At 65.1% G+C, this 24,560-nt stretch carries 23 protein-coding genes and 1 pseudogene; 10 read left to right on the forward strand and 14 right to left on the reverse strand.

All coding sequences use genetic code 11. The features are described 5' to 3' along the window. The coding region (locus AC0L20_RS27690; protein WP_473293885.1) for a mannose-1-phosphate guanylyltransferase/mannose-6-phosphate isomerase at positions 1 to 1,208 on the reverse strand (1,208 nt) is incomplete at its 3' end. Positions 1,209 to 1,215: 7 nt separating this feature from the next. Continuing rightward, positions 1,216 to 1,401 (reverse strand): hypothetical protein, encoded by a 186-nt coding sequence (locus tag AC0L20_RS27695; RefSeq protein WP_473293887.1) that lies wholly within the window; start codon positions 1,399 to 1,401, stop codon positions 1,216 to 1,218. A 346-nt stretch (positions 1,402 to 1,747) separates the two neighbouring features. On the opposite strand from AC0L20_RS27695, the gene AC0L20_RS27700 reads away from it, so the two are divergent. After that, positions 1,748 to 2,707 (forward strand): lysylphosphatidylglycerol synthase transmembrane domain-containing protein, encoded by a 960-nt coding sequence (locus tag AC0L20_RS27700; RefSeq protein ID WP_473293888.1) that lies wholly within the window; start codon positions 1,748 to 1,750, stop codon positions 2,705 to 2,707. Continuing rightward, the gene (locus tag AC0L20_RS27705) at positions 2,704 to 3,723 is read left to right on the forward strand and encodes an MraY family glycosyltransferase (RefSeq protein ID WP_473293889.1); all 1,020 of its coding nucleotides are present in this window, start codon (positions 2,704 to 2,706) and stop codon (positions 3,721 to 3,723) included. Before AC0L20_RS27700 ends, AC0L20_RS27705 begins: the two co-directional genes overlap by 4 nt. Here the strand turns inward: AC0L20_RS27705 and AC0L20_RS27710 are convergent. The 6 genes from AC0L20_RS27710 to rfaD all read right to left on the reverse strand — a co-directional run bounded on the left by AC0L20_RS27710 (position 3,711) and on the right by rfaD (position 11,673). Further along, complete coding sequence (locus AC0L20_RS27710) at positions 3,711 to 4,658, reverse strand: NAD-dependent epimerase/dehydratase family protein (RefSeq protein WP_473293890.1); 948 nt, start codon at positions 4,656 to 4,658, stop codon at positions 3,711 to 3,713. The two genes, AC0L20_RS27705 and AC0L20_RS27710, sit on opposite strands and share 13 nt — an antisense overlap. Continuing rightward, the gene (locus AC0L20_RS27715) at positions 4,655 to 5,875 is read right to left on the reverse strand and encodes a glycosyltransferase family 4 protein (RefSeq protein ID WP_473293892.1); all 1,221 of its coding nucleotides are present in this window, start codon (positions 5,873 to 5,875) and stop codon (positions 4,655 to 4,657) included. The genes AC0L20_RS27710 and AC0L20_RS27715 overlap by 4 nt, the downstream gene beginning before the upstream one ends. A gap of 2 nt (positions 5,876 to 5,877) precedes the next feature. Next, positions 5,878 to 7,791 (reverse strand): SDR family NAD(P)-dependent oxidoreductase, encoded by a 1,914-nt coding sequence (locus tag AC0L20_RS27720; RefSeq protein ID WP_456769086.1) that lies wholly within the window; start codon positions 7,789 to 7,791, stop codon positions 5,878 to 5,880. A gap of 83 nt (positions 7,792 to 7,874) precedes the next feature. Then, positions 7,875 to 9,200: an O-antigen ligase family protein gene (locus AC0L20_RS27725; protein ID WP_473293893.1), complete on the reverse strand. Its 1,326-nt coding sequence runs from the start codon at positions 9,198 to 9,200 to the stop codon at positions 7,875 to 7,877. Continuing rightward, entirely contained in the window at positions 9,197 to 10,681 is a 1,485-nt protein-coding gene (rfaE1, locus tag AC0L20_RS27730; RefSeq protein ID WP_473293894.1) for a D-glycero-beta-D-manno-heptose-7-phosphate kinase, read from the reverse strand. Before rfaE1 ends, AC0L20_RS27725 begins: the two co-directional genes overlap by 4 nt. An 11-nt stretch (positions 10,682 to 10,692) precedes the next feature. Continuing rightward, the gene (gene rfaD, locus AC0L20_RS27735) at positions 10,693 to 11,673 is read right to left on the reverse strand and encodes an ADP-glyceromanno-heptose 6-epimerase (RefSeq protein WP_473293895.1); all 981 of its coding nucleotides are present in this window, start codon (positions 11,671 to 11,673) and stop codon (positions 10,693 to 10,695) included. Positions 11,674 to 11,832: 159 nt separating this feature from the next. Between rfaD and waaF the strand changes: the two genes are divergently transcribed. Beyond that, entirely contained in the window at positions 11,833 to 12,903 is a 1,071-nt protein-coding gene (waaF, locus tag AC0L20_RS27740; protein ID WP_473293896.1) for a lipopolysaccharide heptosyltransferase II, read from the forward strand. Positions 12,904 to 13,080: 177 nt separating this feature from the next. Here waaF and AC0L20_RS27745 read toward each other — a convergent pair whose 3' ends face one another. Continuing rightward, a complete protein-coding gene (locus AC0L20_RS27745) occupies positions 13,081 to 14,118 on the reverse strand; it encodes a glycosyltransferase family 4 protein (protein ID WP_473293897.1) in 1,038 nt (345 codons plus the stop codon). Positions 14,119 to 14,243: 125 nt separating this feature from the next. Here AC0L20_RS27745 and galE point away from each other — a divergent pair, with 125 nt between their 5' ends. The 3 genes from galE (at position 14,244) to AC0L20_RS27760 (ending at position 17,915) form a co-directional block, all read left to right on the forward strand. Further along, entirely contained in the window at positions 14,244 to 15,257 is a 1,014-nt protein-coding gene (gene galE / locus AC0L20_RS27750; protein ID WP_007612473.1) for a UDP-glucose 4-epimerase GalE, read from the forward strand. Between the two features lie 118 nt (positions 15,258 to 15,375). Next, positions 15,376 to 17,178 (forward strand): ABC transporter ATP-binding protein, encoded by a 1,803-nt coding sequence (locus tag AC0L20_RS27755; RefSeq protein ID WP_473293898.1) that lies wholly within the window; start codon positions 15,376 to 15,378, stop codon positions 17,176 to 17,178. A 35-nt stretch (positions 17,179 to 17,213) separates the two neighbouring features. Then, a complete protein-coding gene (locus tag AC0L20_RS27760) occupies positions 17,214 to 17,915 on the forward strand; it encodes a fumarylacetoacetate hydrolase family protein (RefSeq protein WP_027519002.1) in 702 nt (233 codons plus the stop codon). A 77-nt stretch (positions 17,916 to 17,992) separates the two neighbouring features. Here the strand turns inward: AC0L20_RS27760 and AC0L20_RS27765 are convergent, their stop codons facing one another. Further along, a complete protein-coding gene (locus AC0L20_RS27765; protein ID WP_473293978.1) occupies positions 17,993 to 18,451 on the reverse strand; it encodes a YybH family protein in 459 nt (152 codons plus the stop codon). 131 nt (positions 18,452 to 18,582) lie between these two features. On the opposite strand from AC0L20_RS27765, the gene AC0L20_RS27770 reads away from it, so the two are divergent. Continuing rightward, positions 18,583 to 19,125 carry a hypothetical protein gene (locus AC0L20_RS27770; protein WP_456769079.1) on the forward strand — a complete coding sequence of 181 codons (543 nt, stop codon included), beginning with the start codon at positions 18,583 to 18,585 and terminating at the stop codon, positions 19,123 to 19,125. A gap of 6 nt (positions 19,126 to 19,131) precedes the next feature. On the opposite strand, the pseudogene AC0L20_RS27775 reads toward AC0L20_RS27770, so the two are convergent. Beyond that, positions 19,132 to 19,311 (reverse strand): annotated as a pseudogene (locus tag AC0L20_RS27775) (lipid A hydroxylase LpxO); the annotation flags it as partial. Between the two features lie 36 nt (positions 19,312 to 19,347). On the opposite strand from AC0L20_RS27775, the gene AC0L20_RS27780 reads away from it, so the two are divergent. Continuing rightward, positions 19,348 to 19,494, forward strand: a complete 147-nt coding sequence (locus AC0L20_RS27780; protein WP_473293899.1) for a hypothetical protein — start codon at positions 19,348 to 19,350, stop codon at positions 19,492 to 19,494. A gap of 20 nt (positions 19,495 to 19,514) precedes the next feature. Here the strand turns inward: AC0L20_RS27780 and AC0L20_RS27785 are convergent, their stop codons facing one another. Both AC0L20_RS27785 and AC0L20_RS27790 read right to left on the reverse strand, forming a co-directional pair. Further along, on the reverse strand, positions 19,515 to 19,670 hold the full coding sequence (locus AC0L20_RS27785) for a hypothetical protein (RefSeq protein WP_007612486.1): 156 nt from the start codon (positions 19,668 to 19,670) through the stop codon (positions 19,515 to 19,517). 146 nt (positions 19,671 to 19,816) lie between these two features. Continuing rightward, entirely contained in the window at positions 19,817 to 20,740 is a 924-nt protein-coding gene (locus AC0L20_RS27790) for a LysR family transcriptional regulator (RefSeq protein ID WP_473293900.1), read from the reverse strand. 214 nt (positions 20,741 to 20,954) lie between these two features. Here AC0L20_RS27790 and AC0L20_RS27795 point away from each other — a divergent pair, with 214 nt between their 5' ends. Next, positions 20,955 to 21,665, forward strand: coding sequence for an SDR family NAD(P)-dependent oxidoreductase (locus tag AC0L20_RS27795; protein WP_473293901.1), 711 nt, complete (start codon positions 20,955 to 20,957; stop codon positions 21,663 to 21,665). Positions 21,666 to 21,696: 31 nt separating this feature from the next. Then, a complete protein-coding gene (locus AC0L20_RS27800) occupies positions 21,697 to 22,932 on the forward strand; it encodes a YbfB/YjiJ family MFS transporter (protein ID WP_473293902.1) in 1,236 nt (411 codons plus the stop codon). Between the two features lie 19 nt (positions 22,933 to 22,951). Here the strand turns inward: AC0L20_RS27800 and AC0L20_RS27805 are convergent, their stop codons facing one another. Beyond that, positions 22,952 to 24,412, reverse strand: a complete 1,461-nt coding sequence (locus AC0L20_RS27805) for a flavin-containing monooxygenase (RefSeq protein WP_473293903.1) — start codon at positions 24,410 to 24,412, stop codon at positions 22,952 to 22,954. Positions 24,413 to 24,560 lie beyond the last annotated feature (148 nt).

Consider the following 24,560-nt stretch of genomic DNA (forward strand, 5'->3'; position numbering starts at 1 on the left):
ATCCAGTGCTCGGCGCGATGATGGTGCTTCTGCAGCGACAGACGCCCGCCCGGCTTCACCACGATGCGCTTGACCTGGTGGCGCTCACCATTGTCGACCGACTGGTAGCTGCCCCAGGGCCGATGCACCTTGAGGTGCTCCTCGGTGACCTTCGGCGCGACCGCCTTGAGTTTTGTGACCAGCCGCTTGAGCCCGTTGGCATCCTTCTGGCGCGAGACCAGCACTGCGTCCGCGGTCGCAACCACGATGAGATCGTCGACGCCTTCGAGCGCGACCAGCGCGGAGTCTGTGGTCACGTTGCAATTGCGGCTATCTTCGAACACGGCGGCGCCATGCGAAGCATTGCCTTGCGCGTCCTTGTCCGACAATTCCCACACGGCGTGCCAGGAGCCGACGTCGGACCAGCCGCACGACACCGGCACGACCGCGGCGCGCGCGGTCTTCTCCATCACCGCATAGTCGATCGAGATCGCCTTGGCCGCGCCGAACGCCTCGGGCTCCAGCGTCACGAAGCCGAGATCGCGGCCGGCATTACTAACAGCATTGGAAATCGCCTCCACGCTCGCCGCATCGACCTTGCGGTATTCGTCGAGCAACACAGTGGCGGGGAACATGAAGTTGCCGCTGTTCCAGAGATAGCCGGAATTGACGTAGTCGGCCGCTTTCACGGCATCCGGCTTCTCGACGAAGCGCGCGACCGCGTGTACCTCGCCTGAGATGACCTCGCCCGGGCTGATATAGCCGTATTCGGTCGCCGGCCGCTCCGGCTTGACGCCGAAGGTGACGATGCGCCCGGCGCTCGCGGCGGTGAGACCTTCACGGCACGCCGCGACGAACGCCGCATTGTCCTGCACCACGTGGTCGGCGGCGAGCGCGAGCACGATCGCCTCACTCGCGCGGCTCTGCGCGAACACCGCGCCGGCGGCGATCGCAGGGCCGGAATCCCGCCGCATCGGCTCGAGGATCACGTCGGCCTCGATGCCGATCTCGGCGAGCTGCTCCAGCACCATGAAGCGGTAGGACGCATTGGTGATGACGATCGGGCGATCGAACAGCGAGGCCTCCGAGACGCGCGAGAGCGTGTCCTGGAAGGTCGAGCGGATGCCGAACAACGGCAGGAACTGCTTAGGGCGCACCTCGCGCGAAGCCGGCCACAGCCGCGTTCCGGCACCGCCGCACATGATCAGGGGGATAATGCGTTTGTCCATCGTCATCTCAAACCTTGAAGTCGTTCCGATACCAGGTGACAAAATTACGAACTCCGTGTGCGATCGGCGTTGACGGTGCAAAGCCGGTGTCGCGCATCAGATCCTCGACATCCGCGAACGTTTCCAAAAGGTCTCTCGGCAGCAATTCTTTGATCGCCGTCCGACCCAGCCCTGCTCCAGAATCCGACGACATGCATCAGCTCTTCCGGATGGTGGTTGCCGACATTGTAGACCTTAGACGGCGCATTTGCGGCAGCCGGGTCACCGGCGGGCATCAAGCCGATGAAATCGGCGGCGCCCCTGACCAAAATCGCCTGATCCCTCATCCTGTTCCCAAGGTCTGCTTTGCCCGATCCGTGCTCGACCTTTGGCCCGCGGCGCCTCTTTAGCCTCCGCATCGACGGGGTCGCAATAGCTCCGCTGCCCTGCATGAGGGCTCTCGATCACCGCTATTGCAAGATCGACGCCAAAACCATACCAAAGCGGCCGAATTCGGCGCCTTGCGTCGGGTTGCTTCAACCCTTGTTCATGCGGGCGAAATGCGCCGAATCCTGCTGTCGACGGCCAAGATCCTGATTTCCGGAGCGCTGCTCTACCTGGCGCTGCGCAAGGTCGATCTGTCCGAACTGTTTTCGCGCTTCACCGTGACCAGCCTGTTCTGGATCGGCTTGGCGATCGCCGTCGCGTTCCTGCAAATCTTCGTCGGCGTGTTGCGCTGGCGCGAGGTCAGCGCCGCATGCGGCGCCCCGCTCGAGCTCGGCCGGGCCATGCGCTACAACGTGATCGGATCGTTCTTCAACCAGACCCTGCCCTCGGCGATCGGCGGCGATGCGGTCCGGTTGTGGCTCGTCGCGCGCGCCGGCGCCGGCTGGCGCGCTGCGACCTACTCGATCTTCGTCGATCGCGCGATCGGCTTGATCGCGCTCGCGATCATGATCGTCGCGAGCCTGCCCTGGAGCTACAGCCTCATCGCCGATCCACACGGGCGCTCGGCGCTGCTGCTCGTCGACCTCGCGGCGCTCGCGGGTGGTCTCGGCTTCCTGGTCTTCGGCGCGCTGAAATGGCACTGGCTGAGAACCTGGTGGGCCACGCATCACATCCACGCCTGTGCCGTGATCGCCAACCGCGTGATTTTCAGTCGCTCGCGCGGACCAGCCGTCGTGATCCTGTCGCTCGCCGTGCATGTGCTGGCCGTCGTGGTCGCCTGGTGCGTCGTGCAGTCGATCGCGGCGCCGGTCGGCTTCAGCGACGTCTTTATGCTGGTGCCGCCGGTGATGCTGATCACGATGATGCCGATCTCGATCGCCGGCTGGGGCGTGCGTGAAGCCACCATGAGCCTCGCGTTCGGCTTCGCGGGGCTGGCCGCCAACGAGGGGGTCAACGTCTCGCTGCTGTTCGGCGCCGTGTACTTCATCGTCGGCGCGATCGGCGGCCTGGTCTGGATCCTCAGCGCGGAGAAAGCCGCGCAGGGATCGGCGCCGCTCGGGGTGCCGGAGTGAACGCGGCCGTTGACGCGCTCGGGGCCGTACCCTCGCTGCTTGCCGTTGCGATTGCCGCGCTGGTGTCGGGCGTCATCACCTGGACCAGCCGTCCCCTGCTCCAGCGTTACGCATTGGCGCGGCCCAATGCGCGGTCCTCTCATCGCATCCCGACCCCGCAGGGTGCGGGCATCGCCGTGATATCAGCGACGCTGCTGGTCGCATCAGCCTGGGCAGCCTGGGCGAACATCGCGATTCCGCCGGCGCTGATCGCTGCAACGGTCTTGATCGCCGTGGTCGGATTTGCCGACGACATCAAGTCGCTGCCAGTGCTCGTGCGCCTCGTGCTGCAGGCCGCAGCTGTCGGCGCCGTCGTGTTCACCACGCCCGAGACCGCGCGCATCGCGCCCTCGCTGCCGCTCGCGCTGGAGCGCGGACTCATCCTGCTGGCGGGCGTGTGGTTCGTGAACCTCGTCAACTTCATGGACGGGCTCGACCTGATGACGGTGGCGGAAGTGGTGCCCGTCACCGCCGCGCTGCTGCTGCTGGGACTGCTCGGCGATTTGTCGTGGCCGGCCGCGCTGATCGCCGCGGCGCTGTGCGGCGCCATGCTCGGCTTTGCGCCGTTCAACAAGCCGGTCGCGAAAGTCTTCCTGGGCGATGTCGGCAGCCTGCCGATCGGCATTTTGCTCGGCTGGTGCCTGCTCGAGCTCGCCTGGCGCGGGCAGCCCGCCGCGGCGCTGCTGCTGCCGGCCTATTACCTCGTGGATTCCACCATCACGCTGTTCCGGCGCATCGCAAGGCGCGAGCAATTCTGGTCGGCGCATCGCTCGCATTTCTACCAGCGTGCCACCGACCATGGCTTCACGGTCTCCCGCGTGATCGGGGAGGTGTTCGCGCTCAATCTCGTGCTCGCGGGGCTTGCCATCGTCACCGCTCGCGCCGGCTCGATGACGATCACGCTGACCGCGCTGTCGGCGGGCGCAATCGCGATCGGCATCGTGCTGCGGCGGTTCTCCCGCCCTCAGGCGTCCTGAGCCACCAGCGCCAGCCGCAGCCCCTCGTCGAGAGACACCGACGGCTGCCACCCGGTCGCGGTCGCCTTGGCGAGGTTGAGCTCGAGCGAGCCGATCAGGCTGTCATGCGTATCCTGCCGGCCCAACACGCTCAGCAACGTCCCGAGCAGGTCCTGCGGCATGCCGAACAGCCGCGAGCTCTTGCCGGCAGCCTTGGCCAGCCGCTCGATGAACTCGGGCGTCGAGACCTGCTCCCTGTCGGCCACCAGGAAGATCTCGAAATTGCTCGCGGGATCTGGATGAGAGAGCCGGCGCAGGATGAACGACGACAGGTTCTGCACGGCAAGGAAGGCGCGGTGATTGCGGATCGCGGCAAAGGGCAGCGGCAGCCCGAGGTTCACTGCACGCGTCAGCAGCGCGAAATTGCCCTTGGCGCCCGCACCATAGACCAGCGGCGGCCTGATCACCGAGACCTTCATGGCGCTGTCGCGCGCCAGCGTCTTCAAGCCCGCTTCGGCCGCGGCCTTGGACATGCCGTAGAGACCGCGCGGCGTCAGGACATCGTCCTCGCTGAACGGCCCGCGGCCCTCATTGCTGCGACCGTGCACGAGAACGGTGCTGATGAAAATGAACTGCCGCACGCCGGCCGTCGCCGCGCTGCGCGCCAGGTGCAGCGTGCCGGCAATGTTGACGTTGCGGTAGAGCTGGACCGCATGCTCTTCGTGCTTGTGATGCACTCGTGCGGCGAGATGAACGACGGCGTCGACGCCTTGAAGCGCGGCCTGCCAGTCGGTTTCGGGGCCGATCGTTTCGATGACGACCTCGTCGTCCATGCCTTCCGGTTTGCGGACCGCGCGGCGGATCGACCATCCCTCGCGCGCCAGTGCGGGCACGACATGACGGCCGACGAAACCGCTCGCCCCCGTCACCAGCACGACTGGCTTGCGCTCGTTCATCGTTGCTCCGGCAGTTCGGGGTTGCGCAACAATTCGTCGACCAGGGCAGCATAGGCGTTCATCGCGGTGACGCGATCGAATTTCGCCGCCGCCTTCACCGCGCGCTCCGCAATGGCGACACCGTCGGAGCGAGACGCCGCGCGGATCGCCTCGGCCAATTGATCGGCGCGGCCGGGCGTCACGACCCAGCCCAGCCCGTTCTCCACCACGGTCAACGCGGCCTCGGCCTCCGGTTCGGAGACCAGCACCACGGGACGGCCGACCGCCAGCAGATTGTAGAACCGGCTCGGCACCGACACCCCCGCAACGTCCTTCCGGTACGGAATGATCCAGAGATTGGCAGCCGCCAGGAAAGCCTCGAGCTCGGCATCCTCGACCCGCCCCACAAAGGAGACATTGGGCAAGTTCGCCTCAGTCTGCAACTGCTTCAACCGCTCGAAGCCGATGCCCCAGCCGGAGAGCAGGAAATGGATGTCGGGCTCGGCCCTCAAAAGCCGCGCCGCCTCGAACACGATCTCCGGATCATGGGTGAAGCCGAGATTGCCCGACAGGCCGACAACGAAACCCGCCGAGAGCGCTTTGCGGAACGGATTATCCGCCGTCACCGGCCGGGGTGCGGCCACGAGCGTCGCCCAGTTCGGGATGAAGCGGATCTTGTTCCGCGTCATGCCGGAATAGCTCAGCAGCGGCCGTTCCGCATCGCGGCCGATGGTGATGACGGCATTGAGCGCGCGGAACATCAGGCCGTTGGCGGCGCGCATCGTCATGGTGATGATCGAACCGGGCTTCAGCAGGCCCGCCATCACCAGCACGTCCGGGAAGAGGTCGTGCATGATCAGCGCCGAGCGCGCGCCCTTCAGCCTCGCCGCCGCCGCGACTGCGTAAGGCAGCATGAACGGTGCGGTGACGGTGAGCACGACGTCGCCTCGCCTCAGCTCCCGTGTCAACGCCAGGAACGTGCGCACCGCGAACAGCAGCTCGGAGGCGCCGCGCCGCACCAGCGCCGCCTTGCCCGCCATGCGGTTCTTGACGGCGACGACCCGCGGCTTGCCCGGGCCGGTCTGCGAGGCCGGCAACGCGCCTGATGAGCCCGACAGCACCACGACCTCGTGATCCCCGGCGATGCGGCAGGCGATCTCGGCCATGATCGCCGCCGTGGTGCTCGGATCAGGCGGGTAGTGCTGGCTCGCCACGACGATCTTGCCTCGAGGCTGCATGATCAGGCCGCGGTCGACCCGAATTCCGGAATCGCGTCCTTCAGAATGGTCCTGATGGTGGCCCGATCGTCGCGCGCGATCGCCTGCTCCAGCGCCGCAATCCATTTGCGCAGCGTCTGCATCGGCGGCTCGTTCGGCTGCGCGGCCATGATGCCGGCGACGCCGATCTCGCGGGTCGGCTCCTCGGAGGCGAACAGGATTTCGTGCAGGCGTTCGCCGGGCCGCATGCCCGTGAACACGATTTCGATGTCGTAGCCGGGTTGCAGGCCCGAGAGACGGATCATGCGCTCGGCAAGATCGACGATCTTCACCGGCTGGCCCATGTTGAGCACGTAGACCGACACGTCCGAACGCTGCGTTCCGAGCGCATGCGTTGCCGCCGTGATGACGAGATCGCAGGCCTCGCGGATGGTCATGAAGTAGCGGACCATGTCCGGATGCGTGACCGTCACGGGACCGCCGGCATCGATCTGGGCCTTGAACTTCGGCACCACCGAGCCGTTCGACGCCAGCACGTTGCCGAACCGGACCGAGATCAGCCGCATCGACCGCCTGGCGCCGCCGTGACCCGCCGCAAGATCATGGTCGAGCGCCTGGCAATACATCTCGGCGAAGCGCTTGGTCAGGCCGAGCATCGACACCGGCTCGATCGCCTTGTCGGTCGAGATCATCACCATGGCTTCGGCGCCGGCACTGTGCGCGGCATCGGCAACGTTGATCGAGCCGAAGATGTTGGTCTTGACGCCCTCGCTCCAGTCGCGCTCGAGGATCGGCACGTGCTTGAGCGCGGCGGCATGGAACACGATGTCCGGCTTGAACTCGGCCATCAGGCGCATGATGCGCTCACGGTCGCGGATGTCGGCGATCCGCCCTTCGATCGAAGCAGCGGTGCCGAGCGCCGCGAGCGTTTCCGTGATCGCGTAGAGCGCCGGTTCGGAATTTTCCACGATCAGAAGGCGCGCGGCGCCGAACGCGACGACACGCTCGCAGATCTCGGAACCGATCGAGCCGCCCCCGCCGGTGACGATCACCGCCTTGCCCTCGATCAGGGCCTCGAGCCGCGCATAGTCGATCTTTTCGCTCGGCCGCAGCAGCAGGTCCTCGACGGCGACGGCCGTGAGCCGTGGCGTATCGCCACTCTCGAGCGAGGGCATGCGGCTCACGATCACGCCGAGCTTGCGCGCCCGCATCAGGATCGATTCGGGATGGGCCTCCGGCTCGAATGCCGTCGGCGTCATCACGACGCGCGCGATCCCCTTGCCGCGCTTGGTGAAGTCGGCGACGACATCCTCGATATCATCGACGCCGCCCAGGACAGGGACGTTGCGGATGGACTGGCCGCGATCGGAACTCGACGGCGAGAGCACACCGACCGGCCAGATGTGCTTGATCGCCCCGCTCTCGATTCCGCGCAACAGCACCTCGGCGTCCGCGGCGCGGCCGATCAGCAGCGTCGGCGCGGCATCTCCGGTGCGGGCGTGACGCCGAACCCGCGTATAGCGGAAATAGCGGTAGGCCATGCGCAACGCGCTGAGGAAGGAGATCTCGAGGAACCAGTAGAGGACGATGGTCACCTTGCCGAGGAAGAAGGCGCCGCGGACGTTGGGGGCGACGAAGATGTAGTCGAGCGCCAGGAGTGCAACCGTCAGCACGGTCGCGACGCGGATGATGTTCAGCGCGTCGGGCAGCGAGATGAAGCGCCATTTCGTCGTAGTCAGGTTGAAGACGAAGAACACGACCACGCTGAAGGCGAGAAAATAGGGCAAGATCTGGATCAGCAGCGGCAGGCGGTCGAAGAAGCCGTCGCCGCCCTCGAAGCGCAGATAGAAGGCGGCGAACAGCGCCGCCGTGGTCGCGAGCAGGTCGTGGAGCGCGATCATGAAATTGCGCAAGGTGAGATGCGAAAGTCGCGTCATCCGCTGACCGAAAATCCAGTTAAATGCAACCTGATCGCGCTGATAACCCATCTCGGCCGGACACGCCAGTCAAGGCTTGCCAGTCAAGGTTTGCCGGTCAAGGTTTGCGATCCGGCCGGCCGTTCAGGAACCGCTACCGTCGCCTTCGCTTCTGGCTGCTGGGCCCGGATCACCATGCCGCCGGCAACGCCGACACCGATGACGTACATCCAGCCCTCGTGGAAGTCGAACAGGTGGGAGTTGAACAGCGAGGTGAAGACGTTCTGAACCACGACCAGAAGGCCGACCCAGTTTGCGAGCCCGTCGCCGCGAAACAACAGCAGATGCAGGATCCAGATGCCGTAGAGAACGGCGACGCCGATGATGCCCCATTGCACGGCCACGTTCAGCGTCTGGTTATGCGGGTTGCCGATCACCTCGGCGGACGCCAGGTTCTGATTGCCGGGCGTCGCGGTCCGCTCGAACAATCCACGCGTCGAGCCGGTACCGTGCCCCTTGATCGGCGCCTCCGCGAAGAAGCCGAGTGATTTCCGCCAGAATTCGAGCCGCAAGCCGGCCGAGGTCGGCGCGCCTGTTTCCACATAGCGGGTATAGTCGCTGGCAAAGCTGTCGGCGGTCTTGCGCAATTGCGGCGAGGCCTGCCAGGCGAGAACCGCGCCCACGAGCAGGGCCGCGGAGATGATCGCGATGCTGCGCCATCTCAGATGAAGCAACGCAAACACACCGAACAGGATCGGAATGGTGAGGAGCGCGGTGCGCGACACCACCACGAACACCATGTTGAGGAAGAAGGCGAGCGCAAGCGCCGTGAGCAGCCCGGCGATCGAGTAGCGCTTCTGACGCAGCAACTGCACGATCGGATAGGCGAGCGCGACCGCGCAGAGCGCAAACTCCTGGCTCTGGTCGATGTAGTTTTTGACGAAGATGCCGCGCTCGACGCGGTCGGATTTGAGCGCGAGGTCGGGGTAGAAGGCGACCAGCCAGGACATGACCGACAGCAGCGCGCAGGACACCAGGAAGGCGACGAACACCCAATGTCCGCGCGGCGAGCGCGCAAAATGATAGAGCAGGACCGGCAGCACCAGCAGCTTGACGGTCGGATTGACCGCGTAGAAGCGCGCCCCCCAGGCCGCGTCCGACCACAGCGTCCCGACCAGCGCGAGCAGGACCAGCGCAATCGGCGCCGCACAGATCGGACGCTTGAGCGATTGCAGGAACTCACGGACGTCGAGGAACGGCACCATGCAGAGCAGCATCAGGACATTGAATATCGCCGCAAGCGACGTCGACCATGGCAGCGAGGCCGCGGTCAGGATCGCAAACAGGTCGACCGTCTCGGACCAGGCCGCCGGACTGCGCAGACGCCGCCACAGCACCTGGCCGGTCGTCTCCCCGGCGAGTGTCGTCACTTGCCCTCTCCCCGCGCGCGATGAACCAGCGCGGTCGTGCTGAAGCCCTGGAGAATGTCGACCAGCACCACCGTCCCGCCGGCGGCCTCAACGACCTCGTGGCCGACCACCTGCTCGCGGGTGTAATCGCCCCCTTTGATCAGCGCGCTCGGCTTGATGCGGGTGATCAGGTCGATCGGCGTATCCTCGTCGAAAATAACCACGAGATCGACGGCTTCGAGCGCCGCCAGCACTTCCGCACGCGCTCGCTCGTCCTGAACGGGGCGGTCGGCGCCCTTCAGCCGCCGCACCGAGGCGTCGCTGTTGAGGCCCACAATCAGACGGTCGCAGGCGGAGCGCGCCGCTGTCAGCACCTTGACGTGGCCGGGATGCAGGATGTCGAAGCAGCCATTGGTGAAGCCGACGCGTTGGCCTTGCTTCTTCCATTCCGCGAGCTGCGCGTCGAGCGCACCGGGCTCGAGCACGATCTTCTCCTCGGCCGCGAGATAGGCATGCGGCAATATCTTTCGCTTCAGCTCGGCCACACTCACGCTTGCGGTGCCCTGCTTGCCGACGGCGACGGCGGCCGCGGCACTGGCCATGCGCAGCGCCGTGTCCCAGTCCGCGCCGGTGGCAAGCGACACCGCGAGCGCCGCGGCAACGGTGTCGCCGGCGCCGGAGACGTCGCGCACCTTGACCGGAAACGCCGGAACGTGAACGGCCTCGCCGTTGCGCGGCACCAGCGTCATGCCGTGCTCGCCTTGGGTGACCAGGATCGCTTCGCAATCGGCGAGCCGCATCACGTCCTCGCTGGCGTCGACGATGCTCTGCGGCGTGTCGGCGCGGCTTCGGGTCGCTTCCGAAAATTCCTTGCGATTGGGCGTGAGCAGCGTGGCGCCGCGATAGATCGCCCAGTTCAGGCTTTTGGGATCGACGATCACGGGCTTGCCGAGTTTTCGCGCGGCGTCGATGGTGTGGCGGATGACGCGGGCGGTCAGCACCCCCTTGGCGTAGTCGGACAGCAGCACGACGTCGGCGCGCGCGATCTGCGGCAGGATCGCTTCGATCAGCTTGGTCTCGATCGTATCGGATGCAGGCTGTGCCTGCTCCCAATCCGCACGCAGCATATGCGTGGAAAAATGCTCGGAGACGAAACGGACCTTTCGCGTGGTCGGACGCGAGGGATCGCACACCAGAACGCTTTCGATTGCGCCCTGCTCCGCAAGCGTCGAGGCGAGCTGCCTGCCGGCCTCGTCCGCGCCGACGAGGCCGACGAAGATGCAGCGCGCACCGAGCGCGGCGACGTTGCGCGCGACATTGCCGGCGCCGCCGACATGGATCTCGCTGCGCTGTGCCGCGATGACCGGCGCCGGCGCTTCCGGCGAGATCCGCGACACCTCGCCATAGACGAACTCGTCCAGCATGATATCGCCGATGCACAGGACCGTGCGGCCCGAGATGGCTTGCGCGAGGGCATCGAAATCGAGAATGGGCGTCGGCATAGTGATGGGCCTCAGCGGAAGCGGTCGGGCCGGTCGAGATAATCCCCGACATAAGCCTTCACCGCGTCCTCGAGCGTCGTGAAGCCGCCATTATAGCCGGCGCGGTGGAGGCGATCGACCTCGCTCTGGGTGAAGTACTGGTAGCTGCCGCGGATCTGCTCGGGCATGTTGATGTATTCGATATTGGGCTTGGCGCCGAGCGCAGCATAAGCCGCCAGCATCAGATCCCTGAAGCTGCGCGCCTTGCCGGTGCCGACATTGAAGATGCCGGACACCGAGGGCATTGCCAGCAGCCACATGATCACGCGCACGACGTCGTCGACATAGATGAAATCGCGGCGCTGGTCGCCGTCCGCGATGTCCTCGCGATGCGACTTGAACAATTGCACGACGCGGCCCGCTTTGACGTCGTCGAAGCGCCGCGCCAGCACGCTCATCATCGAGCCCTTGTGGTATTCGTTGGGGCCGAACACGTTGAAGAATTTCAGCCCGGCCCATTGCGGCGGCAGCTTCTCGCCCTTCGCTGCGCGCTCGGCGACGGCGAGATCGAACAGGTGCTTGCTCCAGCCGTAGAGATTCATCGGCCGCAGTTTCTTCAACGCAGCGATCGAAGCATCGTCGTCAAATCCTGCCTCGCCGTCGCCATAGGTCGCCGCCGAGGAGGCGTAGATCAACGGCACCGCATTCGCGGTGCACCAGTCCAGGAGACGCATCGAGAGGCGGAAATTGGTCTCGAACACCAGGTCGCCGTCGGTCGCCGTGGTCGCGGAAATCGCCCCGAGATGGATCACGGCATCGAGCTTGCGGCCCTTCAGCCAGTCCGGCAGCTCGGCCGGCGGCACGATATCCACAAGCTGCCGCTTGGCGAGGTTGCGCCATTTGCCCTCGGTGCCAAGGAAATCGCAGACGACGACATCGCTGCGGCCGGCCTCGTTCAGCGCGGCGACGACATTCGATCCGATAAAACCGGCCCCGCCGGTCACCAGCAACATTTCACCTAGCCTGCCCGATGTTTTGCGACCCGATCTTGCCCTAGCGCATGATCCTCCAAAGTGTAAGCGGTTTTGGGATGGCCGCTCAGCCGGCTTTACCTGCCGGCCCGGAGCGGCTAACCGAACCGCCACATCAGCGCACCCCGGCTTTATTAACGAATGAACCAAGATTCGCAACTTAGCGGCGAGGGAGATCGGGGCGACACGCGCCCGATCCTGATCGTCCCCTACATGTGGATCGGCGATTTCGTCCGGAATCACACCGTCGTCCGGGTCCTGAACGAGCGCTGGCCGAACCGGCCGGTCGATCTGCTCACGACGTCGCTGTGCGCCCCCCTGGTCGATTACATGCCCGGCGTGCGCGATGGGATTGTCTGGGACATGCCGCGCGGCCGGCTCGCCGTGGGCCGCCAGCTCGGCCTGGCGAAGCTCCTGCGCGAGCGGAACTACGGCACCGCCCTGGTGCTGCCCCGGACCTGGAAGGCCGCCATCGCGCCCGCTTTGGCCGGGATTCCGGAAAGGGTCGGCTTCGTCGGCGAATTCCGGTTCGGCCTGCTCAACCGCTGGCGCTGGGGCGAGAAGAAGCTGCCCCGCTTCATCGACAAGAACGCCGCCCTCGCCCAGCCCAATGGCGCCCCGCTGCCGCCGGAATGGCCGGTGCCGCAATTGCGGGTCCCGGCCGAGGACATCGTCCGCTGGCGGCAGGCCAATGGCCTCAGCGCAGGCGCTGCCGTAGCGCTCGCCCCCGGCTCGGTCGGGGTGTCAAAACGCTGGACCTACTATCCCGAGGCCGCCCGCTTGCTCGCCGAGCGCGGCCTCGAGGTCTGGGTGGTCGGCGGCCCCGGGGAAAAGGGCCTGGCCCAGGAGATCGTCGCGGCCGGCGGCCCGGGGGTCCGGGACCTCACCGGCAATGATCTGCGCAACGGCGTGCTGGCCATGGCTGCGGCCGGCGTCGCGATCTCCAACGATTCCGGCCTGATGCACATCGCAGCCGCCCTGGGCACGCCGACCATGGGCATCTTCGGCCCGACCAGCCCCTATCTCTGGGCCCCCCTCAACGGCCTCGCCGCGACCGTGGTGCAGGACAAGAGCGTGCTCTCCTGCCAACCCTGCCAGAGCACGATCTGCAAGATGAACGACCACCGCTGCATGCGAGATATCGCGGCGAGCGAGGTGGTGGCGATTGCGCAACGGGTGCTGGGTGAGGCGGGGACAAGGGCTTCGACGTGAAGCCGTCGAGGCTGCGCCGATGATGACATCATGCCGGTGTTTTGCCCGACGAGTCAAATCGACTTCGTAAATTCCGCAGCTTCGGGGATGCCGGCCAAGCCATTGATTTCGTTGGCACCGGCTACTGTGCATGGGGTGTTTTCGCGGTTTTGTTTTTGGGGATGAGACGGCAGTGGCTCAAAGCAGCGGCCGATAGACCTCGCCGATCCGCGCCGCTTCCGCATCGAGGCTGAACCGTTCGAGCACCCTTGCCCGCCCGCGCTCGCCCATAGCGATCGCGGCGGCCACGTCACGCATCAGCGGTTCGACCGCTGCGGCCAGCGCATCCGCGTCACCGGTCGGGACCAGCACGCCGGTCACGCCATCCTCCACCACGAGCTCGGCCGCGCCGGCGCGCGCGGCGACCAGCGCGCTGCCGGCCGCCATCGCCTCGATCAAGGTCAGGCCAAAACCTTCGTTGCGTGAGGTGAAGGCGTAGATGGTCAGCCGCTGATACCAGCGCTGCACGTCTTCGATCGGCAGTTCGCCAGTGATGACGATGCGCGATTGCAGGCCGGCGGCCTCGATCCGCTTCTTCAGGTCGTTTGCAAAAGCGGTTTGCTCGGGTGTGACCTGGCCGACGATAACAGCGGCGAAATCCGGATAGCGCGGCAGCAAGCGGCACATCGCATCGACGAACACATCGGTGCCCTTCTGCGCGCGCACGCGGCCGAAGCAGCCGATCGCGTAGCGGCCCGGGAGCGCGGCTTCCGCGAAGGCCGCAGCGCGGTCGAGCGGCGGCGCATAGACGGCGGTGTCGACGCCGTGCGGAATCACCGTCGCCTTCACCTTCAGGAACGAAGCCGAAAGATCTGATGTCGCGATGATCGCGTCCATGCGCCGGATCAGCCAGCGCGTGATCCAGCTATGGTGCCGCTGTGCCGCGGAGGTGAAGACCAGTTTCAGCGGCCAGCCGAGCGCGCGCAACAGCACGCCCGCGATCATCTCGTTGTTGCGGCGCGCGTGCCAGATCACCGGCGCCTTGCGGCGCCACAATTTCAGCAGATCGGCACCGCCCAGGCGCGCGATGCCCTCCGGCGCGTCGGAGCCGAACCACGCGGCGCGATAGAGCTTTGCCAGCCGCGGCGCCACCATCCGGTTGGTCGCGGTGACCCCGGAATAGCGCCTGTGCAGATTTGGCACGATCACTTCGAGATCGCTTGGGGAATTCGCCACGCCACGCTCCGTTTCGAAAGTCCCTATACGCAACATTAAGCATAGTGACCAGTTCAGCCGCGCCGATACCCACTCTTCACCACGTAAACGTTAGCTTGGAGCGTTGATCGAAGACGGGTGAGATCATGACTGTGCTTGTCACCGGCGGTGCCGGCTATATCGGAAGCCACACGGTTCTGGCGCTGGCGGAAGCCGGCGAGGACGTCGTCGTGATCGACGATCTCTCCACCGGTTTCTCCGCCTATCTGCCCGAAGGCGTGCCGCTGTTCATTGGCGATGCCGGCGACGAGAACCTGCTCGAAGGCGTGATCGCCCAGCACAACATCGAGAGCATCATCCATTTCGCGGGGTCGGTGGTCGTGCCGGATTCGATGCGCGATCCGCTCGGCTATTACCGCAACAATTTCACGACCGCGCGCAACCTGCTCAACGTCGCGGTCAAGCGCGGCATCGACCGCTTCATCTTCTCCTCGACCGCGGCGGTCTACGGCGATCCGGACCAGGTGCCGGTGCCCGAGCATGCGCCGACACGACCGCTGTCGCCCTACGGTTCGTCGAAGCTGATGACCGAGATCATGCTGCACGACGTCGCTGCCGCCTACGGCATGCAATACGTGACCCTGCGCTATTTCAACGTTGCGGGTGCCGATCCGCAGGCCCGCATCGGCCTTGCCACCGTCGGCGCCACGCACCTGCTCAAGATCGCGGTGGAAGCCGCGACCGGCCAGCGCGCCAAGATCGACGTGTTCGGCACCGACTATCCGACCCAGGACGGCAGCTGCATCCGCGACTTCATCCATGTCACGGACCTGTCGCAGGCGCATCGCTCGGCGCTCGCCTATCTGCGCAACGGCGGCGCCTCGACGACGCTCAATTGCGGCTATGGCCGCGGCTACTCGGTGCTGGAGACCATCGACGCGGTGCGCCGTGTTTCGGGCCGCAGCTTCGCCGTGCAATACGCCCCGCGCCGGCCCGGCGACATCATGACCATGGTCGCCGACACCAGCCGCATCCGCGGACTGCTCGACTGGAAGCCGCAATACGACGACCTCGAGACCATCGCAGCCCATGCGCTGGCCTGGGAGGACAAGCTGTTCCGCGAGCGTCACGGCGAGCTCCGCCACGCCGCCTCGGCCTAGATTCCATTCCAGCGCAAGCCCTTAATTGGGCTTGAAAAGCGCTGGCTTAGCGGGCACAGAGGCCGTTCGATCCCTGACGCGAGGGCAGGCGTTTTCCTGTGCCGTCAATGGACTGCGGATGGCTCAGTTTCCAAAGAAAATCACCGACGATCCCTATGCGGCAGCGGTGCTGATTCGCCGCCTGGTCACGGAACAGGGGATCCTCTACTGGCGGCGCTACCTCGTCGCCTTCGCGCTCATGGCGCTTGCCGCCGGATCGACCGCGGGCGCGACCTACGTGCTCGGCCAGGTCATCAACCAGGCCTATGTCGACAAGAACATCCCGGGCATCGCGATGTTCTCGGGCATCACGGTGATCCTGCTCTTCATCAAGGGCGTGGCGACCTACGGCCACATGGTGATCCTGACCAAGATCTCCAACGCGATCCTCGCCACCAACCAGCGCCAGTTGTTCGCCAAGCTGATGCGCGAGAGCGTCGGATTCTTCTCCGAGCGGCATTCGTCGGAATTCCTGGCGCGGCTGACGGCCGGCGCTAAGTCCATCACCGACGTCCTCAACATGCTGGTCAATGCCGTCGGGCGCGACCTCATGATGCTGCTCGCCATGATCGGCGTGATGGTGTGGCAGGATCCGGTGATGTCGTTCATCGGCCTCGTCGCGGTGCCGCCGGCGATGCTGGTGCTGCGCAAGCTGGTCAAGCGCATCAAGGGCCTCGCCTACAACCAGTTCACCGGCACCGCCGATATCCTGGAGACGATGCAGGAATCGCTGCAGGGCATCCGCACGGTGAAAGCGTTCACGCTCGAAGACACCATGCAGAACCGCATCGACGAGAATATCGCGATCGTCGAGCGCAACGCCAACAAGATGGCCCGCGTCGCCAATCGCTCCAATCCGCTGATGGAGATGCTCGGCGGCTTCGCAGTCGCCGGCTGTTTGCTTTACGGCGGCTATAGCGTGGTCGCGCTCAACGCCACGCCCGGCGCGTTCTTTTCCTTCATGACCGCCTTCCTGATGGCGACCGAGCCGGCCAAGCGGCTGGCGCGGCTCAACATCGACCTCAACAGCCAGTTGGTCGGCGCCCGCATGCTGCTCGAAGTCGTCGACAGCCCCGCGAGCGAGCATTCCGACGACGACAAGCCGGCGCTGAAACTGTCGAACGCACGCATCGAGCTGCGCGACGTCAGCTTCTCCTATCGCAACGGTGAGACCGTCCTCAACCGCATGAGCTTTGTTGCCGAGCCCGGCAAGGTCACCGCGCTGGTCGGCCCCTCCGGCGGCGGCAAATCGACCGTGCTGGGGTTGCTGCTGCGCTTCTACGAGGTGACGCAAGGCGACATCGTGATCGACGGCCAGTCGATCGGCGCCGTCTCGCGAAAATCGCTGCGGGCTCAGACCGCCTATGTCGGCCAGGACGTCTATCTGTTCCGCGACACCATCCGCAGCAACATTGCCTTCGGCCGCGCGGGCGCGACCGAAGACCAAATCATCGATGCTGCGAAAGCAGCCTGCGCGCATGATTTCATCATGGGCTTCCCGCTCGGCTACGACACGCCCGTCGGCGAGCACGGCACGCAGCTGTCCGGCGGCCAGCGCCAGCGCATCGCGGTCGCGCGCGCGCTGATCAAGAACGCGCCGATCATCCTGCTCGACGAAGCCACCGCCGCGCTCGATTCGGAGTCCGAGCGCCAGGTGCAGGAAGCGATCGAGCATCTCTGCCAGAACCGCACCACCATCGTGATCGCGCATCGCCTGCACACCATCATGCACGCCGATGCGATCCTGGTGGTCGAGGGCGGCGAGATCGTCGAGCAGGGCCGGCATGACGAGCTGCTCCGCCGCGGCGGCCGCTACGCCTCGTTCTTCCGCCTGCAACATCACGACGCCGGCGCTCTGGCGCCGATCAGCGCAACCGCATAGAGTTCCTTTCACCTCAAGAGCAGCGAGATCGCACCATGAACGCCGCCTCCTACGTCATCCCGCTTCCGCCCCAGGCTTCGCTTCCCGTCGTCGGGGAAAGCGGCCGTTATCCCGTGCGCCGCATCTGGTGCGTCGGCCGCAACTATCTCGAGCACATCCGCGAGATGGGCAATGACGAGCGCGCCCCGCCGTTCTTCTTCGCCAAGCACGCCGACATGCTGGTGCCCGACGGCGCCACCATTCCCTATCCGCCGCTGACCAAGGATCTCCATCACGAGGTCGAACTGATCGTCGCAATGAAGAGCGGCGGCCTCAACATTCCCGCCGAGAAGGCGCTCGACCATGTCTACGGCTATGCCGTCGGCATCGATTTGACCCGCCGCGACCTCCAGATCGCTTCGCGCAAGAAGGAGCGTCCGTGGGAGGTCGGCAAGTCGTTCGACCATTCGGCGCCCTGCTCCGCGGTGCAGCCGGCATCGAAGATCGGCCACCCCGCCAAGGGCAAGATCTGGCTCACGGTCAACGGCAAGGAAGCGCAGAAGGGCGACCTCACCGAGCTGATCTGGAACGTGCCCGAGATCATCTGGCAGCTCTCGCAGCAGGTGAAGCTCGCCGCCGGCGACATCATCATGACCGGCACGCCAGCCGGCGTGTCGCAGCTCCAGCCCGGCGACAAGCTCGAATGCGGCGTCGACGGCGTTGGCACGCTGAAGGTCTCGATCGGCCAACCCGAGTAAGGCTCACGACTGCTCTACCTAAGAAGGCCTCGGGTATGTCCGGGGCCTTTTTCATTTCGATGGCGGACGATGCCGGTCTACCAGGCCTTCACCGGCCGATCGGCGTGGCTTGTCTGCGGCACACCGCGATTGAGCGACATGTGGGAATGCACGCACAGCCAACCATCGCCATGTCTTGAAAACACCATCGTGGCCCGGCCGGGGCGCGGAAACGCGGTGCCGTCGGGATGATAGCCCGTGCTCGTCCACGGCACGATCACGGTCGCCATTGTGCCATCGGACGATGCCAGGATCGAGGCCTGGTCGATGACGAAACGGAAGTCGGCTGTCTTGGGCCAGACGTTGTCCCATTGCGTGGTGACCCATTGGTCGAGGCCGGGAATGACGTCGTTGTGTGTTCCGAAGGCCAGCACATCCGGATGGAAGAGCGGCCGCGCCGAAGCATAGTCGACCTCGCGGACATAGCCCGCGAAGGTCTCCAGCCAGTGGCGAAAGAACTGCGTGATCTCGGTATTCGCGGTCGGCAAGGAGGCCATCGCCTGCTCCATGTTCGGCAACTCAATCGCGGCAATCTTTGTTGCCATGAGGCGAACCGTCCAGCAAGATATGTGGAGAGCACCGGTGGAGATCGATCGACGAGCCGGGCCGATTTCATGGAGCCAGACTCATGAGACGCCTTCTCCTGCTTGCGGCCGCACTTGTCGTTTCGTGCAATGCAGCCAGCGCGCAGTCCGGTCAGCCCTATGCCGGCCTTGAGCAGCGCCCCATCAAGGCGCTGTCGCACCAGCAGATCGACGATCTTCGAGCCGGACGTGGCATGGGCCTGGCGCTTGCCGCCGAACTCAATGGATATCCCGGTCCGAGCCATGTTCTTGAGTTCGGTGACCGGCTTGACTTGACCGCGGATCAGCGCATCCGGGTTCAGCGCCTGTTCGAGGCCATGAAGCAAGAGGCGGTCCCGCTGGGTAACAAGCTGGTCGAGCAGGAAACGGAGTTGGACCGGCTCTTCTCTGCCCGCGTCGTGACATCGGAGTCACTCAAGGCGACCCTCGTTGCCATTTCGGAAACCCAGGCATTGCTCCGCGAAAGCCACCTCAAATATCATCTGTCGACAACCGCCTTGCTCGACCAGAGCCAGATGCAGCGATACGCGGAGCTGCGAGGTTACCAACGCCCCGATAGCTCCGAAGCACACAAGCACCATCATTAGACGCGGTCATCGCAGCGCCGACAGCACGATGAGGCCGAGGATCAGCGCCGTCAGCGAATATTTCAGCGTGTAGTAGACGTTGCAATTCCATTCCTTGACCTTGCGGCTCGCAAGATTGATCTCGTAGAGCTTGCCGAATAGCTTGTTGAGCAGGCCGACGCTCTCTCCGTCGATGTTCTGCGTTGCAACCACATCAATCTCGGCGACAGCACCGAGAAGCTGATGGCGCAGTTCGGCGGCCCCTTCCATGTCGGGCCGAGCGGGCTGGAGAAGACCGAGCTCTGGACCTATCACCCATGGCCCTTCTCATTCGAAGTGCAGGCGGACCGTGTCACGTCAATCCGGATCAGCGATCCGACCGTCCAGTAATAGATTGTACGGGGCCCTGGTCACGCCCGTGACAGGGCCTGGAGACCCTTGAAGGTCAGGCGCTTGGGGTCGGTGACGCCGGCGAGATACAGGCGGCGGATAAACGCGATGACGGCGTCGCGGTCGCAATCGGTCAACGCGACGACGGCGTCGACCGCGATTCTCTGGGCTTCCATTGGGCTCACCTCGGCCTTGCAAGTAACCCCGGCCGAGACAGGCTAGGACTCCGCGGTTAATCCGGCGTTAACCGTTCGGGCAGCATGGCCGATTCACCCGACCCGCCGTATACGCAAAACAACGCATTGCCCGTGCGCGCAGCGGCTCACCGCGCACTGATGCCCTTCTTGAGCTGAGCAAACTGCTTCTTCAGCCGCGGCACCGCAAAGTCCGTGAAGGTCCGGACCTTCGGCACCGAGAGCCGGCCCTGCGGACAGATCAAATGCGCGGGCATCTCGGGATCCTCGTCGCCGGTCAGCACGATCTCGAGCTCGCCGCGCGCGACCTGCTCACCCACCTGGTACGAATACATTCGCGCCACACCGCGGCCGGCGACGGCCGAGGCCACCGCCGCATAGGTGCTGTTGACGACAAGGCGCGGCGTGAACTGTACCGTGCGGGCTGCCGACGACCCGGCCTGCGGTGCAAAGGTCCACGAATTGGGAAGATGGGCCATCGCGACGATCTGGTGCTTGGCGAGATCGCCGGGCTCGGTGATGCGCGGGTGCTGCTTCAGATAGCGCGGTGATGCCACCACGACGCGGCTGATCTCGCCGACCCGCATCGCGACCATCGCTGAATCTGCGAGATGGCCGATGCGGAGCGCGACGTCGACCCCCTCCTCAATCAGATTGACCGCGCGATCGAACAGCAGGAGTTTTGCCGACACGGTCGGATAGGCATCGAGAAACGCATCGAGGATCGGCCGCAGCACCATCTCACCCGACACCACCGGGGCAGTGATCGTGAGCAAGCCGCGGGGCGCCGTGCGCGGTCCGGCCGCGATGTCGTCGGCCTCCTCCAACTCGGTGAGCACGCGCCTGCAGACCGCGACATAGCGCTCGCCCTCCTCGCTCAGCTTGATGGAACGTGTGGTCCGGTGCAGCAGCTCGGCACCGACCCGCTGCTCCAGGAAAGCAATGGCGCGGCTGACCGCCGCCGGCGAACGGCCAAGCTTGCGGCCCGCAGCCGCAAGGCTGCCCTCGTCCACCGCAAGGACAAACACCTTCATCGCATCCAGACGATCCATGCGTTTCCCGCCAGCCCATCGAGCTCCGAATGCAAGCTAGGCGTTCGCTCCCGCTGCGACAACCACTGCCGAGCGCCGGTCCGGCATTCGTTCGCGCCGCGAAAGAGTGTCTGCCGGACAGCGCATATTCGCAGCCGGCCCGCTGCGGCGTACCTCATCCGCCACGCCAGCCGTCGCTGGCACAGGTTCTGAAAGCCTACAACAGGAGCCCATCATGGGTATCGAACAGAAGGTTGCCATCATCACCGGTGCTTCGCAGGGTATCGGTGCCGCCCTGGTCCAGGGTTTTCGCGATCGAAACTATCGCGTAGTCGCGACAGCGCGCTCCATCAAGCCGTCGGGCGATGACGATGTCATCGCCATTGCCGGCGACATCGCCGACCGGAACACCGCCGAGCGCGTGGTCTCGCAAGCCGTCGCCCGCTTCGGCCGCGTCGACACGCTGGTCAACAACGCCGGCATTTTTGTCGCAAAGGCGTTCACGCAGTACACGGCGGAGGACTATGCGGCGGTGATGGGTACCAACGTCGCGGGCTTCTTCCACGTCACGCAGCTCGCCATCGCCGAGATGGAGAAGCAGGGGTCCGGCCACATTGTCCAGATCACTACCACGCTGGTCGACCAGGCCAATTCGAACGTGCCCTCGGTGCTGGCCTCGCTGAGCAAGGGCGGGTTGAGCGCCGCGACCAAGTCGCTCGCGATCGAATATGCCAAGCGCGGTATCCGCGTGAACGCGGTGTCGCCCGGCATCATCAAGTCTCCGATGCATCCCGTCGCGACGCACGCCCAGCTCGATGCGCTGCATCCTGTCGGCCATATGGGCGAGATGTCCGACGTCGTCGACGCAGTGCTCTATCTCGAGGGCGCCTCCTTCGTCACCGGCGAAATCCTGCATGTCGACGGCGGCCAGAGCGCGGGCCACTGAACGCTAGCGCCTTCGCGCGCACGAGGACGACATGACAGACGCAGATGCCAAGCAGCAAGTTCATCCCCGACCGCATCAGCGGTCGGGTTCGACATCAGAGATTCCTTCACAGCAAACCTGGCGATATGCGGTAGCCGGATTGTCAGCATCGCTGGTCGGACTTGGCCTCGCGCGCTTTTCCTACACGCCGCTGATCACGGCCCTGATCGCCGCAAAATGGTTCGACCCGTCCGACGTCGTCTATCTCGGTGCAGCGAACCTGGCCGGCTATCTCGCCGGCGCGCTCGCGGCGCGGACCGTGGCCGCGCGCATCAGCGCCGTTCGCGCTTTGCGGGCGATGATGTTGCTCGCGACCCTCTCTTTTTTTGCCAGCTCAACCCCGGTGTCGTTCACCTGGTTTTTCGCCTGGCGCTTCCTGTCGGGGCTCACCGGCGGAATCATCATGGTGCTGGCGGCCTCCGTCATTCTGCCCCATACCTCGGCCGCGAAGCGCGGCGTGGTCGGCGGCGTGATCTTTGCCGGTGTCGGGCTCGGTGTCGCCGCATCGGGCACGCTGGTGCCGCTATTGCTGCAACAAGGCTTGCAACAGAGTTGGTATGGTCTTGGCGTGGTCTCGGGCACGCTCACGCTGGTGAGCTGGTGGAACTGGCCTGCCGAGGCCAAGACCGATACCGTGTCATCGCAGCGGGCGAAGCACGCTTCGCCCGCTGTTCGCGGCTTGCTCGTCCAATACGGCCTCAACGCGGTGGCGCTGGTGCCGCACATGGTCTTCATCGTCGATTTCGTCGCGCGCGGCCTCGGCCAAGGTATTGCCGCGGGATCGCACTACTGGGTGCTCTACGGCCTTGGCGCAATCGTCGGCCCCCTTGTCACCGGTCATCTCGGCAATCGCGCTGGGTTTGGACCCGCGCTACGCGCCGCCTTCCTGATCGAAGCGGCCGCCGTGTTGCTCCCGACCGTCAGTACCGCGCCTCTCTTGCTGATCGTGTCGAGCGTGGTGGTCGGCGGCTTCACACCCGGCATCGTACCGCTCGTGCTCGGACGTATCCATGAGCTGGTCCCCCATTCTGCCGAGCAGCAGCGCAGGACGTGGAGCCATGCCACGACCAGCTTTGCGCTGTTCCAGGCGGCCGCGGCCTACGGCTTCTCCTGGATCTACGCGCAGACCGGCGGCGATTATCTCGTCCTGTTCGCGCTGGGCGGTGGCGCCGTGGTGCTCGCACTCGCGATTGATCTTGCCCTGCCGCTTACCACGCGCAAGGCTTAGAACGCCGAGGTCGTCGCGATCAGGAATATTGCATCACGCCGTCGTCGATCCGGCCGAACCGCAAGGAGACGATGTCGAGCGCGTAGTTTTGGTAGAGCCGCCACGGCTGCTTCGAGCCTTGCTTCGGCATCTTTGCGACCGAGCGCTGCACATAGCCCGAGGTGAAATCGAGCGACGGCTGCGCCGTGATCGTGGGATCGTCATTATGCGGCATGCACTGCCGAAAATTGTGCCGGTCCATGTAGTTGATGAGCCGACAGACATACTCGCAGGTGAGGTCGCATTTCAGCGTCCATGATGCGTTGGTGTAGCCGAAGGCGGAGGCCATGTTGGGCACGTCGGCATACATCATGCCTTTGTAGGTCAGCGTATTGGCGAAATCGACGGTGCGGCCGTCGACGCTCACCTCCAACCCGCCGACAACCTGGAGCACCAGTCCCGTCGCGGTCACGACGATGTCCGCCGCAAGCTCGCTGCCGTCCTTCAGGCGGATGCCGTCGTGCGTAAACGTGTCGATCTCTTTGGTGACCACGGAGGCGCGCTGCTCACGGATCGCCTTGAACAGATCGCCATCCGGCACGAGGCAGAGCCGCTGGTCCCACGGATTGTAGCGCGGCGTGAAATGGGTCGCGACGTCGTAGTCGGGACCGAGCGCCATCTGCACGCCCTTGAGAACCAGCTCCTTGACTTTCGCAGGGCGGCGCCGACTGAGCTGGAAGAAGAACATCCCCCACATCACGTTGCGCCAGCGGATCAGGTGATAGGCAAGCCGCGTCGGCAGATTGCGCCGCAATTTGTTGGCGACGGGATCCTGCGCCGGGCGCGATACCACATAGGTCGGCGAGCGCTGCAGCATGGTGACCTGCGCGGCCGTCTTGGCGAGCTCCGGCACCAGCGTCACCGCGGTCGCGCCCGAGCCGATCACGACGACGCGCTTGCCCGCGCAGTCGATGTCGTCGGACCATTTCTGCGGATGCACGATGCGGCCGGCGAAATCCGCCACGCCTGGAAACTCCGGCGTGTACCCTGCCTCGTATTTGTAATAGCCCGAGCACATGAACAGGAAATTGCAGGTGAAGCGCACGGTTTCGATAGCGCCCTCGCCGGTGATGCGCTCGGCCTCGACAGTCCAGCGCGCCTCATTCGTCGACCACCCGGCGCGCTTGACGCGATGGTGGAAGCGGATGTGCTTCTCGATGCCGTTCTCGGCCGCGGTTTCGCGAACGTAGTTGAGGATTTGCGCGCCGTCGGCGATCGCCTTCGGATCGGTCCAGGGCTTGAAGGAATAACCGAGCGTGAACATGTCGCTGTCGGAGCGGACGCCGGGATAGCGAAACAGATCCCAGGTGCCGCCAATGCAGTCGCGCCCCTCGAGGATGACGTAGCTCTTGCCCGGACATTTGATCTGAAGATGATAGCCCGCGCCGATGCCGGACAGGCCGGCACCGACGATCAGCACGTCGAAATGGTCTTGAGCCATTGCTTCCTCCGCCGTCTAGGATTGTCTGACCGGGATCATCGTTCGTCAACTGGCAATCGGCCCTGACACAACCGCGAAGAGACACGTGCGTCGCGCTCGATACAACAAAGCCCCGGATCGCTCCGGGGCTTTGCGTCGATAATAGATA

Source organism: Bradyrhizobium sp. Kon58 (assembly GCF_055807455.1).

Excerpts from the sequence above, each read along its gene's own strand:
- waaF (WP_473293896.1), top strand. The coding sequence starts at position 11,833 with ATGAACCAAGATTCGCAACTTAGCGGCGAGGGAGATCGGGGCGACACG.
- rfaD (WP_473293895.1), bottom strand. The coding sequence starts at position 11,673 with ATGTTGCTGGTGACCGGCGGGGCCGGTTTTATCGGATCGAATGTCGTC.
- AC0L20_RS27695 (WP_473293887.1), bottom strand. The coding sequence starts at position 1,401 with ATGTCGTCGGATTCTGGAGCAGGGCTGGGTCGGACGGCGATCAAAGAA.
- AC0L20_RS27710 (WP_473293890.1), bottom strand. The coding sequence starts at position 4,658 with ATGAACGAGCGCAAGCCAGTCGTGCTGGTGACGGGGGCGAGCGGTTTC.
- AC0L20_RS27760 (WP_027519002.1), top strand. The coding sequence starts at position 17,214 with ATGAACGCCGCCTCCTACGTCATCCCGCTTCCGCCCCAGGCTTCGCTT.
- rfaE1 (WP_473293894.1), bottom strand. The coding sequence starts at position 10,681 with ATGCCGACGCCCATTCTCGATTTCGATGCCCTCGCGCAAGCCATCTCG.
- AC0L20_RS27780 (WP_473293899.1), top strand. The coding sequence starts at position 19,348 with ATGGCGCAGTTCGGCGGCCCCTTCCATGTCGGGCCGAGCGGGCTGGAG.
- AC0L20_RS27755 (WP_473293898.1), top strand. The coding sequence starts at position 15,376 with ATGGCTCAGTTTCCAAAGAAAATCACCGACGATCCCTATGCGGCAGCG.
- AC0L20_RS27715 (WP_473293892.1), bottom strand. The coding sequence starts at position 5,875 with ATGCAGCCTCGAGGCAAGATCGTCGTGGCGAGCCAGCACTACCCGCCT.
- AC0L20_RS27720 (WP_456769086.1), bottom strand. The coding sequence starts at position 7,791 with ATGACGCGACTTTCGCATCTCACCTTGCGCAATTTCATGATCGCGCTC.
- AC0L20_RS27785 (WP_007612486.1), bottom strand. The coding sequence starts at position 19,670 with ATGGAAGCCCAGAGAATCGCGGTCGACGCCGTCGTCGCGTTGACCGAT.
- galE (WP_007612473.1), top strand. The coding sequence starts at position 14,244 with ATGACTGTGCTTGTCACCGGCGGTGCCGGCTATATCGGAAGCCACACG.
- AC0L20_RS27800 (WP_473293902.1), top strand. The coding sequence starts at position 21,697 with ATGACAGACGCAGATGCCAAGCAGCAAGTTCATCCCCGACCGCATCAG.
- AC0L20_RS27770 (WP_456769079.1), top strand. The coding sequence starts at position 18,583 with ATGAGACGCCTTCTCCTGCTTGCGGCCGCACTTGTCGTTTCGTGCAAT.
- AC0L20_RS27805 (WP_473293903.1), bottom strand. The coding sequence starts at position 24,412 with ATGGCTCAAGACCATTTCGACGTGCTGATCGTCGGTGCCGGCCTGTCC.
- AC0L20_RS27790 (WP_473293900.1), bottom strand. The coding sequence starts at position 20,740 with ATGGATCGTCTGGATGCGATGAAGGTGTTTGTCCTTGCGGTGGACGAG.
- AC0L20_RS27795 (WP_473293901.1), top strand. The coding sequence starts at position 20,955 with ATGGGTATCGAACAGAAGGTTGCCATCATCACCGGTGCTTCGCAGGGT.
- AC0L20_RS27765 (WP_473293978.1), bottom strand. The coding sequence starts at position 18,451 with ATGGCCTCCTTGCCGACCGCGAATACCGAGATCACGCAGTTCTTTCGC.
- AC0L20_RS27700 (WP_473293888.1), top strand. The coding sequence starts at position 1,748 with ATGCGCCGAATCCTGCTGTCGACGGCCAAGATCCTGATTTCCGGAGCG.